Raw genomic sequence first — 14,988 nt, 5'->3', positions numbered from 1 at the left:
GGCCGGTGCAGGACCGACGCTCTTCAGGCGTCAGTTCAGCAGGAGCTGGAGGCCGCCGAGGACCGTTGCCGCGATGACGAGTTGCTCGAAGAGCCGTTGGTTGATTCGGTTCACGCAGGCTCTGCCGATGATGGCGCCCGGCACGACGAAGACGGCGAGCGCGGCGTCCAGGAGCAGTGAGCGGCCGTCGATGAGGCCCAGGCCCACACTGAACGGCACCTTCGCGGAGTTCACGATGAGGAAGAACCACGCGGAGGTGCCCAGGAAGCCGAGCTTCTTGAAGCCCGCCGACAGCAGGTACATGGACATCACGGGGCCGCCCGCGTTGGCGACCATGGTGGTGAAGCCGCCGAGCACGCCGTAGGAGCCCGCCTTGACGCGGGCCGCGCGGGTCGGCGTCGGCTCGGCGTCGGCGGCGGCCGCCTGTTTGCGGCGCCAGAGGGTCACTCCCGCCATGACGAGCAGGATCACGCCGATCGACATCCGCACCGCCCCGTCCCCCGCGAAGCCGAGGAAGACGGTGCCGAGGACCACGCCCGCGCCGACGGCGGGGAACAGGCGCCACAGCGTGGGCCAGTGGGCGTGCCGCCGGTAGGTGAGCACGGCGAGGATGTCGCCGCAGATCAGGATGGGGAGCAGCACTCCGGTGGAGGCGCGCGCGGGCAGGATCGCGGCGAAGACCGCGAGGCTGACCGTATTGGCGCCGCTGACAGCGGTCTTGGAGAACCCCACCACCATGGCCGCGGCGGCCAGGGCAGAGAACTCCCAGGGGGATATCCCGAATATGTCGTGCATCGCGAGGACAGATGCTAGACGCAACTACCTGTCCGGCGTCAGGGGCGCCGCATGGTGATACGGGTTACGTTTCACCGGGTCCGGCGGACCGTGGGACCGCGGTCACGGCGCCCCAATTCCCGTACGCCTCAACCCGCGTACGTCTCGCGCAGCTCGCGCTTGAGGACCTTCATGCTCGGGCCGAGCGGCAGCTGGTCGGTGAACTCCACGCGGCGCGGGTACTTGTGCTTGCCCAGGTTCTCCTTGGACCACGCGGTGAGTTCGGCGGCGTCGAGCGCGGCGTCCGGCTTGAGGACGACGACGGCGCAGACCTCCTCGCCGTGCACTTCGTCGGGCAGGCCGATGACGGCGACGTGGTCGATGCCGGGGTGGCGCATCAGCACCTCCTCGACCTCGCGCGGGTAGACGTTGTAGCCGCCGCGGATGATGACGTCCTTCTTGCGGTCGACGATCCGCAGGTAGCCGTCCTCGTCCTTGGTGCCGAGGTCGCCGGTGCGGAACCAGCCGTCGACGAGGGCCTCCGCGGTCTGCTCGGGGCGGCCGAGGTAGCCGGAGAAGACGCAGTGGCCGCGGACGACGATCTCGCCGAGTTCGCCGGTGGGAAGGAGTTCGATGCGGTCGTCGAGTTCGGCGCGGGCGACCTCGACGTCGACGCCCCAGATGGAGTGGCCGATGGTGCCCGCCTTGGCGCCGTACCAGGGCTGGTTGACGGCGGCGACGGGCGAGGTCTCGCTCAGCCCGTAGCCCTCGTGGACGGGGGCGCCGAAGAGCTCCTGGAAGCGTTCGAGGACCGCGACGGGCAGCGAGGCGCCGCCGGACACCGCGACGCGCAGGCGCGGCAGTTCGGCCCCGTGCCCGACCGCCTGCGAAGCCGCCGAGAGCAGGTGCACGTACATGGTGGGCACACCCTGGAAGACGGTGACGTGCTCGCGGACCATCAGTTCGACGGCCTTGGCGGCGTCGAAGCGCGGCATCAGGACGAGCGTCTTGCCCGCGCGCCACACGGCGTTCATGGAGGCGGTCTGGCCGAAGGCGTGGAAGAGCGGCAGGGCGCCGAGGACGATGTCGTCGGGGCTGTACTCGTTGCAGTCGAAGGCGTCGACGGTCGCGTTCATGACGAGGTTGAGGTGGCTGAGCACGGCGCCCTTGGGGACGCCGGTGGTGCCGCTCGTGTAGAAGACGACGGCCGCGTCGTCGGCGTCGCGGGTGGCGTACGTGGCGATGGGTTCGGCGTCGTGCGTGAGCTTCTCCAGCTCGCCGTCGGCGCCGAGGGCGACGGTCCGGATGCCGACGGCACCGGCGGCCGCCTCGCCCGTCTTGGCCTGCGCCGGGTGGCACAGCAGGAGCGTCGAGCCGCTGTCCTTGAGCACGTGCTCGACCTCGGGCGCCGACAGCAGCAGATGGACGGGGACGACGGTGGCGCCCGCCGCGATGGCCGCGTAGTAGGCGCGCGGGAACTCGGCGGTGTTGGGCGCCATGAGGGCGATCTTGTCGCCGGGGCGGACGCCGAGGTCGGCGAGGGCGGCGGCCTGCTTGCGGACCTGGAGCCACAACTCGGCGAAGGTGCTGCGCAGTTCGCCCGCGACGAGGGCTGTCTTGTCGGGGTGCCGGCGGGCGTTGTCGGCGAGGATCGCGGCGAGCGAGAGGGTGGCCATCGGGTAGCGCTCCGTTCCGTACTACTGTCCGCTGGTTCGGCGGTGGACCAGGTCGGGAGGGCTCCACAGCGATAAAATTAGCGACGCTAGTTTTGTCCTCCGGGGGGGGGACTCTACGCCTGGAGCGCGCCCGCGAACATGTGCCCTGGGTCACTTCCGGATCTCAGGGCTGGCCCTGATGTCTCCCCCGGTCGGCCCGCCTACTGTGGAGGTCCGGCACCGCTCCGCGGACGACGTACGGGGGAGCACGGGGGCTACGGGGGTGGCGCGTCGTCCGACGGAGCGGGTAGCCGGAATTTCTTCCACCCAAGGGTGGCGAGCGCGGTTCAGCCGCGCAGGAAGCGCAGCACCGCCATCACGCGGCGGTGCTCGGTGGGGTCCGACTCCAGGCTCAGCTTGGCGAAGATGTTGCGGACATGGGTCTCGACCGTCTTGCCGCCGATGACCAGCTTCCGCGCGATGGCTTCGTTGGAGCGCCCCTCGGCCATCAGCGCGAGCACGTCGCGCTCGCGTCCTGTGAGCTCGTCGAGCGGGCCCGGCCGACGCGGCGTTTCCATGAGGCGGGCGACCACCAGCGGGTCGACGACGGTCTCCCCCGCGGCCACCCGCTTCAGCGCCCCGCTCAGCTCCTCGGCGTCGGCGACGCGCTCCTTGAGGAGGTAGCCGAAACCCTCGGGCCGCTGGGCGAGCGCCCGCACGCTCGCGGTCGTCTCCACGTACTGGGACAGCAGCAGCACGCCGGTGTCGGGGTACGCCGCGCGCACGGCCGCCGCCGCGACCAGGCCCTCGTCGGTATGGGTGGGCGGCATACGGATGTCGAGCAGCACCGCGTCCGGGGTGTGCTCGGCGACCAGGGCGAGCAGCGGCGCGGTGTCGCCGCACTCGGCGGCCACCTCGATGCCCTCGTCGGTCAGCAGCCGTACGATCCCCAGCCGAAGGAGCGCCGAGTCCTCGGCGACGATCACCCGCACGGCAGCTCCGCCCTGATTCTGGTTCCGCCCCCGGCGGGGCTGTGGATGTGCAGTACGCCGTCGACGGCGGCGAGCCGGTCGGCGAGGCCGCGCAGGCCGGTGCCGCGCGCGAGGTCGACGCCGCCGACGCCGTCGTCCACGGTCTCCACCACGAGCCGTCCTTCGTGGTGGCGGGCCGAGACGCTGACGGCCCGCGCCTCCGCGTGCTTGGCCGCGTTGGTGAGGGCCTCGCAGACGGTGAAGTACGCGGTGGACTCGACGAGCGGGTCGTAGCGGCGGGACTCGGCCGCGACGACGACCGGTACGGCGGCCTCCTCGGCCAGCTCGCTCAGCGCGGCGGCGAGTCCGTCGCGGGTGAGGACGGCGGGGTGGATGCCGTGGGCGATGCCGCGCAGTTCATCGATGGCGTGCCGCACGCTGGTCTCCGCCTCGTCGGCGGCCTCGCGCAGCGTCGCGTCGGGGTGGTCCACGAGGCCCTTCTGCACGCGGCGTACGGACATCAGGGCGAAGACGAGGCGGGTCTGCGCGCCGTCGTGCAGATCGCGCTCCAGGCGGCCGCGCTCGGCGTCGGCGGCTGCCACGATGCGGGTGGCGACGTCCTTCGCGCGCGTGCGCAGCCAGACGTTCTCCAGGGCGAGGCGCAGGGCGGCCGCCACGGACTGCAGGAGTTCGGGGTCCTCGGCGAGGGCCGGGTCGTGGTGGAGCAGGGCGAGCGGGCGGCCGTCGGCGGCGGCGACCGGGGTCCGCCCCGCCCCGTCCGCGGCGACCTCGCGGCCCGACCCGTCGACGTGCCGGCCGCGCTCCTCGTCCCACAGGCCGAGCCGCAGCGTCGGGTCGCCGAGGACGCGGACGAGCGCCTCGCGCAGCCGCGCCGGATCGGAGTCGGTGCCGATGTCGATGACGAGCCCGCTGACCTCGGCGCGCTGCAGGCGCATGCGCAGCAGTCCCGCGAGGAAGGCGAAGGGGACGGCGACCTGGGCGAGGTCGGACATCACGTAGACGGCCTGTTCGGCGAGCGAGCCGACGCCGCCGAACCACGGCACTACGTAGAACAGCATGTCCCACATGAGGAACACGGTGGCGACGCCGATGCCGATCCAGGCGGGCAGCAGGGCACGCCTGCGGGCGGCCGACGCGTGCCGCCAGCGCTGCACGATCGCGACGGCGGCGACGATCGAGATCACCCAGCCCGACGCGTGGTAGGCGGCGTCGAACGGGCCGAAGAGGCTGTCCCAGGCGGGCACGTGCAGCAGGTTCGGGCCGCACTCCCGGCAGTCCAGGTACGTCGCCCCGGTCTCGGCCGCCGGGTCGAACAGGAGCGTGCGCACGAATCCGCCGACGGCGACGAGCCCGTACGTGACCTGGACCAGGCGGCGGGTGAGAACGGTGGTGAGGCGGCCCTCGGGGAACGACAGGATGAGGTGCAGGAGGACCGCCATGTTCAGCGCCTCCCACCAGGCGCCGAAGGCGAAGAGCGCGGGCACCGCGGTGCCCTGGAGGTTGCCGAAGAACCAGGTGACGCCTTCGAGCACCATCAGGCGCCCGGTGTGGTTGGCGGGCCTGCGCCGCCAGGCGACGACGCCGGCGACCACATACGCCCAGCCCACCGCGAGGTCCCGTACGAGATCGCCCGCGGACGCGCCGCTGCGCGCGTACGCCCACGCGCCCGCCCCACCCGATACTGCGGCGAGGGCCACGGCCCCGGTCAGGCGCAGCCGAACCGCCCGCTCACCCTGACTGTCCACGGCCACACGGTAAGGCATCCGGGGGTGGGCCGGGGAAATCGGTCGCACCCGCCTGACGGTAACCGCGGGTTACCGCATATCCTTTGCCACCCGCCCGTCAGGCTCGTCGCCCGCGCCCGCGCCCGCGCCGCCGCCCTGCCGGACCAGTTCGAGGACCCGGCTGCGCAGGCCCGTGAACCGCGCGTCCGCCCGCGTCGTCAACTGGTCGCGCCGCACGGGCAGTTGGATCGGCACGTCGTCGAGCACGACCGTCGGCGACGCGCTCAGGACCAGCACCCGCTCCCCCAGGTACACGGCCTCGTCGATGTCGTGCGTGATGAACAGGACCGTCATGCCGCGCTCCCGCCACAGGCCGCGCACCAGGTCCTCCAGGTCGGCGCGGGTCTGGGCGTCGACGGCCGCGAAGGGCTCGTCCATCAGGAGCACCTCCGGCTCGTACGCCAACGCGCGGGCGATGGCGACGCGTTGCTGCATGCCGCCGGACAGCTCCCACGGGTAGGCGCGGTGGACGCCCGCGAGGCCGACCGCTTCGAGGGACTCGGCCACGCGCGCCCGGCGGGCCGCCTTGGGGATCGATTGACGTTGCCTGAGCGGGAGTTCGACGTTCTCGGCGACCCGCATCCACGGGAAGAGGCTGCGCCCGTACTCCTGGAAGACGACGGCGAGGCCGGGGCGCGGGCCCGTCACCGGTGTGCCGTCCAGGGCGACCGATCCTTCGGTCGGCCGCAGCAGCCCGGCGACGCACTTCAGGAGCGTCGTCTTGCCGCAGCCGGAGGGGCCGACGACGCACACCAGCTCGCCGGCCTCCAGGCGGAACGTCAGGTCGCGCAGCGCCTCCACCTGCCGGCCCGAGCCCTCGTAGAGCTTGCGCAGTCCCGTGACCTCAAGCACCGCCGTCTCCCGCCTTCCGCCGCGCCCCGCGCGATCCGTGGTACCAGCCGAGCGCCCGCCGTTCGACGAGCCGGAACAGCAGCGCGAGCACCACCCCGAGCAGGCCGAGGACGAGGATGCCTGTCCACATCTCCGGCACGGCGAAGGAGCGCTGGAACTCCACGACGGCGAAGCCGAGGCCGCTGCTGGAGGCGTACATCTCGCTGATGACCATGAGGATGACGCCGATGGACAGGGCCTGGCGCAGGCCCGCGAAGATCTGCGGGCTCGCGGCGGGGAGCACCAGGTGGCGCAGCCGGGCCGCTCCCCCGATCCCGTACGAGCGGGCCGTCTCGGCGGCGACCTGGTCCACGGCGCGTACGCCCGCGGCCGTGTTCAGCAGCACAGGCCAGACGCAGCCCGAGGCGATCACGGCGATCTTCATCGTGTCGCCGATGCCCGCGAACAGCATGATGACCGGAACCAGGACGGGTGGCGGCACCGCGCGCAGGAACTCCAGGGCGGGCTCGCACACGGCGCGGGCGCGGCGCGAGGAGCCGATGACCACGCCGAAGGCCACTCCGGCGATGCCCGCGGCCGCGTAGCCGGCGAGCAGGCGCGCCACGCTGGGCAGGACGTCGTCCCGGAGGCGGTCCGCGGTCCAGGTGTCGTCGAAGCGGGACAGGATCGTGCGCAGGGGCGGCGCGTAGAAGCTGGTGCTGGTGTCGGAGGCGAACCACCAGATGGCGACCAGGACGCAGGGCAGGGCCACGGCGAGTGCGGCGGCGCGCAGGGCGCGGAGTGTGCGGCTCACGCCGGGGTCTCCGCCCGTACGGACTGGTGCCAGGACAGGGCGCGGCGCTCCACGAACCGCGCTCCAGTGTTGATCAATACGCCGAGGCAGCCGGTCACAAGGATCAATGCGTACATGTCCGGGACGGCCTGTGAACTCTGCGCAACATTGATCCGGTGTCCCAGGCCCGGTGCACCGATGACGAGTTCGACGGTGATGGCGAGGATCAGCGCGACCGCGGCGGCCAGCCGTACGCCCGTCATCACGTACGGCAGGGCGGTGGGCCACACGACGTGCCGCACGCGCGCCCACGTGCCGAGGCCGAAGGCGCGCGCCGTGTCGTCGGCGACCGGGTCCACGTCCTGCACCCCGTACAGCACCTGCACCAGGACTTGCCAGAACGCGGCGTAGACGACGAGCAGCAGGACCGAGCGCAGCTCCGTGCCGTAGAGCAGGATCGCGAGCGGGATGAGCGCCACGGAGGGGATGGGGCGCAGGAACTCGATGGTGGACGCGGTGAGTTCACGCAGGTACGGGACCGTGGCGATGACGAGGCCCGCGAGGACGCCGCCCGCGGTGGCGAGGGCGAGGCCGAGCGCCCAGCCGGTGAGGGTGTCGCCGAGCGCGGCCCAGAAGGCGGCGTCCGCGAGCTCGCCGCGCAGGGCGTTCAGGGTCGTCGTGAAGGGCGGCAGGAAGTCGGGGTCGACCAGGCCGAGGCGCGGCACCGCCTCCCACAGCGCCGCGCACACGAGCAGCCCGAGGAGCCCGGGCACCGCGGGGATCACGGCAGCAGCGTGTCGAGGTCGGGGGTCTTCGCGAACAGGCCGTCCTGCTCGCCCAGCTTGGCGAGGGTGTCGAGCGAGGGGCGGTTCCACTGCGCGGGCCAGGCCGGAAGCGTCACCTTGTCCAGGGTCGCCTGCGGGATCTTCGTGTAGGTGCGGACGATGTCCCGGGCCTCCTCGGGATGCGCGTTGGCGTAGGTGAGGGACTGCTGGGTGGCGGCGTTGAACTTCTTGACGATGTCCGGGTGTTGATCCACGTATTGAGTCGACGAGAAGTACATCGCGACGGTCAACTTGCGCGCCGTGTCGACGTAGTTGGAGGCGATCACGCGGCCGCCCCGCGCCTTGACGGTTGCGGTGGCCGGCTCCACGACCTGGGCCGCGTCGACCTGCCCCTTGTCGAGCGCGGCGGGCATCTGGTCGAAGGCGAGCTCGACGAACCTCACCTTGGAGGGGTCGCCGCCGTCCTTGCGGACCGACTCCCGGACCGTGGTGTCGTTGATGTTCTTGAGCGTATTGACGGCGACCTTCTTGCCCTCAAGGTCCTTGGCGGACTTGATCGGGCTGTCCTTGTTCACGACCACGGCGCCGAAGTCGGCACCCTCCCTTCCCGTCGAGCCGACGCCGTTGGTGACGACCTTGACGGGGACGCCCTTGGACTGGGCGACCATCAGCGAGGTGGAGTTCGAGAAGCCGAACTGGAACTGGCCGCTGACCACGCCCGGCACGATCGCCGCGCCGCCCTGCGCCATGGTCATGGACAGACTGAGGCCCTGCTCCTTGTAGAAGCCCTTCTTCTGCCCGAGATACAGGGGTGCGACGTCGACGATCGGGATGATGCCGATCTTGAGCTTCGTGGTGCCACTGTCTTTGACGGATCCGGACTTCGGGCTGTCGGAGCCGGAGCCGCAGGCAGCGGTGGCGGCCAGCAGCAGCACGGTGGTGACAGCGGTGAGTGTGCGGCGCGTGCAACGCATGGGTATCCCCCCTGGGAGCCCTGGTGCTCAGCGGCAACGTAGAGCCCGCACTATGGGGCCAACTCCCTTTACAGGCAAGGGTGTTGACACGACTCACAGCTGAGTCCCGGGTGCGGGCCGCGCCGCCCGCGCGACCGGCCGGCACCGAGCCGCGTGTTGCGATGGTGACTGATGAGAAAGTCAGAGGCTCAATGGCCAGTACTTTCCGGGATTGGCGGGCATCGGTGTTGTGTTCTTCTCAACACACGGTTAGGGTCGGGCCCCGTGGAATCCAGCAACGAGGCAAACCCTGCCGACACCGCCGCCCGCGTCCGTGAGGTCATCACGGCGGCCGGTGTCAGCCAGCGCGAGTTCGCGCGCCGCATCGTCATGGATCCGTCGAAGCTCTCCCGCTCCCTGAGCGGCACCCGCCGGTTCACGGTGGCCGAGCTGGCGCGGATCGCCGACGAGGCGCGCGTCGACCCGGGCTGGCTGCTCGGCGCGCGGCCCCTGGAGGCCGAGATCGAGGCGCCCGCGCCCGTGGCGGGCGGTCGGCCGCTGCAGATCGTCCAGGAGACGGTCCGGCTGGTCGCCGAGCACGGGTTCCACGCGGTGCGGGTCTCCGACATCGCCCGCGCCTGCGCCACCAGCACCGCCGCGATCCACTACCACTTCCCCGGCCGCGCGGACCTCCTGGAGGCCGCGGTGCGCTGGTGCATGGACGAGGACACCGCGCGCCGCGCCACCCACCTCGCGGAGGCGGACGACGCGGCGGCGGAGCTGCGCCAGCTCATCGAGCTGCAGACGCCGCGCACCGAGCAGCAACGGCGGCAGTGGAAGGTGTGGCTCGACCTGTGGGCCGAGGCGGCGCGCTCCACGACGGTGGGGCGGCTGCACACCGAGTACTACCGGCAGTGGCGGGAGACCGTGGCGGATGTCCTCCGTCGTGGCGTGGATCAGGGCGTGTTCCGGTCCTCCGTCGAACCGTCGGCCGCGGCGTTCGCGCTGACCGCGCTCATCGACGGGCTTGCCACGCAGGTCCTTTCGGTGAGCCGGGAGTCGTTCGGCTCGGCCGCGGATGCGATGCACGCTGCGCTGGTTTCCTACGTCGACTGCACCATTGCGGCGCCGTAGCCGCACGACTCGGGGCGCTGCCCCGGACCCCGCTGGCTCCCGTCCAACAGCGGGGCTTGATTTGCACACCCGCCGCAGGCGGCCAGACACATGGGAGGTCCCCCTATGCCCACTGAAAACGTCATCATCACCGCCGCTCTCACCGGTGCCGGTGACACCGTGCGGCGGAGCCCGCACGTGCCCGTCACCCCCGAGCAGATCGCCAAGAACGCCGTCGAGGCGGCCGACGCGGGCGCTGCCGTCGTGCACATTCACGTACGGGACCCCGAGACCGGTGACCCCTCGCGCGACACGAAGCTGTACCGCGAGGTCGTCGAGCGGATCAAGGAGACCGGCACCGACGTCGTCATCAACCTGACCGCCGGCATGGGCGGCGACCTGGTCATCGACCCGGACAACCCGACGAAGCACCTGCCCGGCACCGACCTCGTCAGCGGCCTCGACCGGCTGCCGCACGTCGAGGAGCTGCTGCCCGACATCTGCACCGTCGACTGCGGCTCGCTGAACTTCGGCGACGGCTCGAACCTGTACGTGTCGACGCCCGACATGCTGCGCCAGGGCGCCAAGCGCATCCAGGAGCTGGGCGTGCGGCCCGAGCTGGAGATCTTCGACACCGGCCAGCTGTGGTTCGCCAAGCAGCTCCTCGCGGAGGGCCTGCTCGACGACCCGACCGTGTTCCAGCTGTGCATGGGCATCCCGTGGGGCGCCCCGGCCGACCCGGGCGTGCTCCAGTCGATGGTCAACATGCTGCCCGAGGGCGCCCAGTTCGCCAGCTTCGCGCTCGGCCGCATGCAGATGCCGTGGGTGGCGCAGTCGATCCTGCTCGGCGGGCACGCCCGCGTCGGCCTGGAGGACAACCTCTACCTCGGCAAGGGCAACAAGGCGACCAACGCCCAGCTCGTCGAGCGCGCCGTGACCATCACGGAGTCCCTCGGCTCGCGCGTCGCGACGCCGGACGAGGCCCGCGCGCTGCTCGGCCTCAAGCCGCGCTCCTGAATCCCCGCGCACAAGCACCCGCACAAGCACACGCACCCGCACCCGCACCCGCACCCGCACCACCGGAAGGCAACACCACCCTCATGACCTCCCCCCTCACCGCTCCCGAAGGCGTCCGCCGGGTCGCCTGCGTCGGAGCCGGCGTCATCGGCGGCGGCTGGGTCGCCCACTTCCTCGCCCGCGGCTACGACGTGAAGGCCTGGGACCCCGCCCCCGACGCCGAGCAGAAGCTGCGCCGCCTGGTCGACGCCGCCTGGCCCGCCCTCACCGAGATGGGCCTCGCCGACGGCGCCTCGCGGGACCGGCTCACGGTCGTCCCGACGCTCGAAGAGGCCGTCGCCGACGCCGAGTTCGTGCAGGAGAGCGCCCCCGAGGACCTCGACCTCAAGCGCGACCTGCTGTCCCGGCTCGACGCCGCCGCCCCCGCCGGCGTCGTCATCGCCTCGTCGACCTCCGGCTACCCGATGACCGACATGCAGACCACGGCCGCGACCCCCGCGCGCCTGGTCGTCGGCCACCCGTTCAACCCGCCGTACCTGATCCCGCTCGTCGAGGTCGTCGGCGGCGAGCAGACCGACGCCGACGCCACCGCCTGGGCCTCCCGCTTCTACGAGGTCGCGGGCAAGTCGGTCATCACCATGGACCGCGAGGTGCCCGGCTTCATCGCCAACCGCCTCCAGGAGGCCCTGTGGCGCGAGGCGCTGCACATGATCGCCAACGGTGAGGCGACGGTGAAGGAGATCGACGACTCGATCACCGAGGGCCCCGGCCTGCGCTGGGCGTTCATGGGCCCGATGCTGACGTTCGCGCTCGCGGGCGGCGAGGGCGGCATGGCGCACATGCTCGACCACTTCGGCCCGTCCCTGAAGTCGCCGTGGACGCGTCTTGAGGCCCCGGAGCTCGACAAGCAGCTGTACGACTCCGTGGTCGCGGGCTGCGACGTCGCGGCCGACGGCCGTTCCATCGCCGAGCTCGTCGCCGAGCGCGACCAGGGCGTCATCGATGTGCTCCGTGCCACAGGCCGGTTGAACAAGAACGGTAACGGGAAGGCGGACCCGCGATGAGTACCGCAACCACCACACTGCCCCTTCTGCACCGCACCGTCCGTCCCGAGTGGATCGACTACAACGGTCACATGAGCGAGGCGTTCTACGTGCTCGCCTTCGGTCACGCCACCGACGCCATGATGATCGAGACGGGCCTGGACTCGACGTACCGCGAGTCCACCCACTGCTCGCTCTACACGGTCGAGTCGCACATCCGCTATCTGCGTGACGTCCCCGAGCACGCCCATCTCGCCATCCGTACGCGGGTGTTGGGCGCGGCGTCGAAGAAGGCGCGCTTCACGCACGAGATGTTCGTGGTGGACGACGAGGCGGGTGAGCCCGCCCCGGACGCGGCTCCGGTGGCGACCACCGAGCTGCTCGCGATCCACGTCGACCAGCAGGCGGGCAGGGCGGCCGAGTTCCCGGCCGCGGTCCGCGACCGCTTCACCGAGCTGACGGAGCCCGCCCCTGAGTGGGCGGGCCGGTCGATCGCCGTCGTCTGACGGCAGACCCACCGTCCGACGTAAGAGGACCCCGGACCACGCGTCCGGGGTCCTCTTCCGTTCCGCGTGTCGTCACTACTGACGCGGCGTCACCATGTCTTCCGTGTCTTCCGTCGGGGCCTCTTCGTCCCGTACGCCGAAGCGTTCGTGCACCCTTCGCAGCGCTCGCGGCGCCCACCACGCGCGCTTGCCCATGAGCGTCATCGTCGCCGGTACGAGCAGCATCCGTACGATCGTCGCGTCGATCACGACCGCCAGGGTGAGGCCCAGGCCGATCTCCAGGATGGGGGCGAAGCCGCCCGTCATGAAGGCGCCGAAGACGACGGCGAGGAGCAGCGCCGCGCAGCTCACGACGCGGCCCGAGCGCCTCAGCCCGGCCACCACCGCTTCCTGCGCGTCCCCCGTCGCGCGCCACGCCTCGCGCATCCGGGCAAGGATGAACAGTTCGTAGTCCATGGCGAGCCCGAAGGCGATGGCGACGATGAGCGGCGGCGCGGTCAGGCTCAGTGCGCCGAGGCCCTCTCCGCCGAGCCAGGACGCGGCGTGCCCGTCCTGGAAGACGAGGACCACGACGCCGAGCGCGGCGCCCAGGCTGAGCAGCGTGGTGAGGACCGTGCGCAGCGGGATCAGGAGCGAGCCGGTGAACGCGAAGAGCAGGGCCAGGATCCCGGCGAGGACGGTGAGCGCGGCCCAGGGGGCGCGGTCGGCGAGCATCTGGCGGAAGTCGACGAGCCGGGCGGCGACGCCGGCCACGGTCACCGGGTTGTCCCCGCGCAACTCCCGTACCTGTTCCACGAGTTGAGTTGCGGTGGCGCCGTCGATCGAGCCGGCCGGGGTGACGCGCAGGACGCGGGTGCCGTCGTCGAGGGTCTGTGTCTCGGACGACGCGACGCCGTCCAGGGCCTTCACGCGGGCCTCGAAGGCCGGGTCCGTGCCGGGGCGTGCCACGACGACGACCGGGTCGACGCCGACGCCCGCCGGGTAGTGCGCGTTTACGGTGTCGTAGAGCTGTCGCGCCTCGGTGGAGGCGGGGAGTTGGCGGGCGTCACCGATGTCGATCCGCAGGTTGGAGACCGGCAGCGCGAGCGTGAGCAGGGCGAGGACGCTCACCGTCGTCACCGCGATGGGGCGGCGGCCCGCGAACCGGGCCAGACGGGCGAAGACGCGGCCCTCCGCGCCGGGCGCGCGGGGCTTGGACGGGGCGATGCGCGCGCCGAACCGGGTGAGCAGCGCGGGCAGCAGGGTCAGCGCGGCGAGCATGTCGACGACCACGACGGCGGCCACGGCCAGGCCCATGCTGCGCAGGAACGGGCTCGGGAAGACGAGCAGTCCGCTGAGGCTGACGGCGACGGTGAGGCCGGAGAAGAGAATGGTGCGGCCCGCGCGTTCGACGGTGCGGTGCACGGCGTCGGTGACGTCCGCGCTCGTCCGGCGTTCCTCCCGGAACCGCATCACCATCAGCAGCGCGTAGTCCACCGCCAGGCCGAGGCCGAGCATGGTCGTCACCTGGATCACGTACACGGAGATCTCGGTGACCTGGCTGAAGGCGAACAGGGCGAGGAACGCGCCCGCCACGCCGCTCACCGCCACGAGCAGCGGCAGTCCGGCCGCGCGCAGCCCGCCGAAGATCAGCAGGAGCAGTCCGAGCACGATGGGCAGGGATATCAACTCGGCGCGCTGGACGTCCTCCTGGGCCCGTTCGCCGAGCTGGCGGCCGAGCAGCGGGCCGCCGCTGACGTGCACGTCGGCGCCGTCGATCTCCTTGACCCGGTCGGCGACGGCGTCGACGGTCGCGTCCTCCGCGTCGTCGTCGAGGCCGCCCTTGAGGGTGACCGGCACGATGAGCGCGCGGCCGTCGCCGGAGGCCAGGCCCTCGGTGGCGTACGGGTCGGGGACGGCGGTGACGCCGGGGACGCGGCGCAGGTCCGTGACGGCCTGCTCGACGCGGGTGCGCAGTGCGGGGTCGGCGACACGGGGTGCCTCGACGACGGCGCTGAGGGACTCGCCGCGCGGGTCGATGTCGTCGAGGAGTTCGGCGGTGCGGTCGGACTCGGCGCCCGGTACGTCGGGGACCGAGTCGGAGAGCCGGCCGAAGACGCCGGTGCCGAGCCCGAAACCGAGCACGATCAGGGCGAGCCAGGTGAGGATCACGGTACGGGGGCGGCGGGTCGCCGCCCGGGCGAGTGCGCTGAGCACGGCGCCTCCTCGGAGGGTTCCGATGGGTCACCGTCAGCGTGCTCGCGCACGGGGGTGCGGCGGATCGCCGGGGCGGGCGGTTCGCGGCTCGCGCTCGGGAGGGAGACGGGGCGCCCGGCATGGGTCGCGCGAGTGAGGACAGGCCGCGGGCGCCCACGGCACACTGGCCGGCATGCCTGTCTCGCTGCACCACATCGTCATCGACGCCCACGACCTGCCCGCCCTGGCCCGGTTCTGGGCCGGTGCGCTGCGTTGGCGCATCCTGTCGGAGCAGGAACGCGAGGTGGTGATCGGCCCGGACGTGAACGCGCCGGTCGGGATCTGCTTCATGCCCGTGTCGGACCGCAAGGCGGTCAAGAACCGCCTCCACCTCGACCTGACCTGCGCCGCGGAGGACCGGACCGCCGAGATCGACCGCCTCCTCGGGCTCGGCGCGCGCAGAGCGGACGTGGGACAGACCGGCGCCGAGTCGTGGACGGTACTGGCCGACCCGGAGGGGAACGAGTTCTGTGTGGTGCGCCCGAAGCGGACGTTGATCGGCTGAGC

General features: G+C 71.9%; 14 protein-coding genes. 5 read left to right on the top strand and 9 right to left on the bottom strand.

Going from position 1 to position 14,988, the window contains the following annotated elements:
- Window positions 1-30: 30 nt before the first annotated feature.
- The 8 genes from OKJ99_RS08180 to OKJ99_RS08145 all read right to left on the bottom strand — a co-directional run bounded on the left by OKJ99_RS08180 (window position 31) and on the right by OKJ99_RS08145 (window position 8,588).
- Window positions 31-795, bottom strand: coding sequence for a sulfite exporter TauE/SafE family protein (locus tag OKJ99_RS08180; RefSeq protein WP_326015162.1), 765 nt, complete (start codon window positions 793-795; stop codon window positions 31-33).
- Window positions 796-923: 128 nt separating this feature from the next.
- The gene (locus OKJ99_RS08175; RefSeq protein ID WP_326015161.1) at window positions 924-2,450 is read right to left on the bottom strand and encodes a long-chain-fatty-acid--CoA ligase; all 1,527 of its coding nucleotides are present in this window, start codon (window positions 2,448-2,450) and stop codon (window positions 924-926) included.
- A 326-nt stretch (window positions 2,451-2,776) separates the two neighbouring features.
- Window positions 2,777-3,415, bottom strand: coding sequence for a response regulator transcription factor (locus OKJ99_RS08170; RefSeq protein WP_326015267.1), 639 nt, complete (start codon window positions 3,413-3,415; stop codon window positions 2,777-2,779).
- Window positions 3,412-5,166: a sensor histidine kinase gene (locus tag OKJ99_RS08165; protein WP_326015160.1), complete on the bottom strand. Its 1,755-nt coding sequence runs from the start codon at window positions 5,164-5,166 to the stop codon at window positions 3,412-3,414. The genes OKJ99_RS08170 and OKJ99_RS08165 overlap by 4 nt, the downstream gene beginning before the upstream one ends.
- A 69-nt stretch (window positions 5,167-5,235) precedes the next feature.
- Entirely contained in the window at window positions 5,236-6,057 is an 822-nt protein-coding gene (locus OKJ99_RS08160) for an ABC transporter ATP-binding protein (protein WP_326015159.1), read from the bottom strand.
- Complete coding sequence (locus OKJ99_RS08155; protein WP_326015158.1) at window positions 6,050-6,850, bottom strand: ABC transporter permease; 801 nt, start codon at window positions 6,848-6,850, stop codon at window positions 6,050-6,052. The genes OKJ99_RS08160 and OKJ99_RS08155 overlap by 8 nt, the downstream gene beginning before the upstream one ends.
- Window positions 6,847-7,614 carry an ABC transporter permease gene (locus OKJ99_RS08150; RefSeq protein WP_326015157.1) on the bottom strand — a complete coding sequence of 256 codons (768 nt, stop codon included), beginning with the start codon at window positions 7,612-7,614 and terminating at the stop codon, window positions 6,847-6,849. Before OKJ99_RS08150 ends, OKJ99_RS08155 begins: the two co-directional genes overlap by 4 nt.
- Window positions 7,611-8,588, bottom strand: coding sequence for an ABC transporter substrate-binding protein (locus tag OKJ99_RS08145; protein ID WP_326015156.1), 978 nt, complete (start codon window positions 8,586-8,588; stop codon window positions 7,611-7,613). Before OKJ99_RS08145 ends, OKJ99_RS08150 begins: the two co-directional genes overlap by 4 nt.
- Before the next feature lie 264 nt (window positions 8,589-8,852).
- Here OKJ99_RS08145 and OKJ99_RS08140 point away from each other — a divergent pair, with 264 nt between their 5' ends.
- From OKJ99_RS08140 to OKJ99_RS08125, 4 genes are all read left to right on the top strand, one after another.
- Window positions 8,853-9,701, top strand: coding sequence for a TetR/AcrR family transcriptional regulator (locus OKJ99_RS08140; protein WP_326015154.1), 849 nt, complete (start codon window positions 8,853-8,855; stop codon window positions 9,699-9,701).
- 105 nt (window positions 9,702-9,806) lie between these two features.
- Window positions 9,807-10,697 (top strand): BKACE family enzyme, encoded by an 891-nt coding sequence (locus OKJ99_RS08135; RefSeq protein WP_326015152.1) that lies wholly within the window; start codon window positions 9,807-9,809, stop codon window positions 10,695-10,697.
- Window positions 10,698-10,780: 83 nt separating this feature from the next.
- The gene (locus OKJ99_RS08130) at window positions 10,781-11,761 is read left to right on the top strand and encodes a 3-hydroxyacyl-CoA dehydrogenase NAD-binding domain-containing protein (RefSeq protein WP_326015150.1); all 981 of its coding nucleotides are present in this window, start codon (window positions 10,781-10,783) and stop codon (window positions 11,759-11,761) included.
- Window positions 11,758-12,246 (top strand): thioesterase family protein, encoded by a 489-nt coding sequence (locus OKJ99_RS08125; protein WP_326015148.1) that lies wholly within the window; start codon window positions 11,758-11,760, stop codon window positions 12,244-12,246. The genes OKJ99_RS08130 and OKJ99_RS08125 overlap by 4 nt, the downstream gene beginning before the upstream one ends.
- A gap of 75 nt (window positions 12,247-12,321) precedes the next feature.
- On the opposite strand, the gene OKJ99_RS08120 is transcribed toward OKJ99_RS08125, so the two are convergent.
- A complete protein-coding gene (locus tag OKJ99_RS08120) occupies window positions 12,322-14,442 on the bottom strand; it encodes an MMPL family transporter (RefSeq protein ID WP_326015147.1) in 2,121 nt (706 codons plus the stop codon).
- Between the two features lie 172 nt (window positions 14,443-14,614).
- Here OKJ99_RS08120 and OKJ99_RS08115 point away from each other — a divergent pair, with 172 nt between their 5' ends.
- Window positions 14,615-14,986, top strand: a complete 372-nt coding sequence (locus OKJ99_RS08115) for a VOC family protein (protein WP_326015146.1) — start codon at window positions 14,615-14,617, stop codon at window positions 14,984-14,986.
- Window positions 14,987-14,988: the final 2 nt, after the last annotated feature.

The organism is Streptomyces endophyticus (genome assembly GCF_035798155.1).
GTDB classification, from domain to species: Bacteria; Actinomycetota; Actinomycetes; order Streptomycetales; family Streptomycetaceae; genus Streptomyces; species Streptomyces endophyticus.
This window is presented reverse-complemented; position numbering and strand designations above follow the sequence as displayed.

Bases quoted from the DNA above. Each gene is read 5' to 3' on its own strand.
- OKJ99_RS08180 (WP_326015162.1), bottom strand. From the start codon at position 795: ATGCACGACATATTCGGGATATCCCCCTGGGAGTTCTCTGCCCTGGCC.
- OKJ99_RS08175 (WP_326015161.1), bottom strand. From the start codon at position 2,450: ATGGCCACCCTCTCGCTCGCCGCGATCCTCGCCGACAACGCCCGCCGG.
- OKJ99_RS08145 (WP_326015156.1), bottom strand. From the start codon at position 8,588: ATGCGTTGCACGCGCCGCACACTCACCGCTGTCACCACCGTGCTGCTG.
- OKJ99_RS08135 (WP_326015152.1), top strand. From the start codon at position 9,807: ATGCCCACTGAAAACGTCATCATCACCGCCGCTCTCACCGGTGCCGGT.
- OKJ99_RS08130 (WP_326015150.1), top strand. From the start codon at position 10,781: ATGACCTCCCCCCTCACCGCTCCCGAAGGCGTCCGCCGGGTCGCCTGC.
- OKJ99_RS08125 (WP_326015148.1), top strand. From the start codon at position 11,758: ATGAGTACCGCAACCACCACACTGCCCCTTCTGCACCGCACCGTCCGT.
- OKJ99_RS08115 (WP_326015146.1), top strand. From the start codon at position 14,615: ATGCCTGTCTCGCTGCACCACATCGTCATCGACGCCCACGACCTGCCC.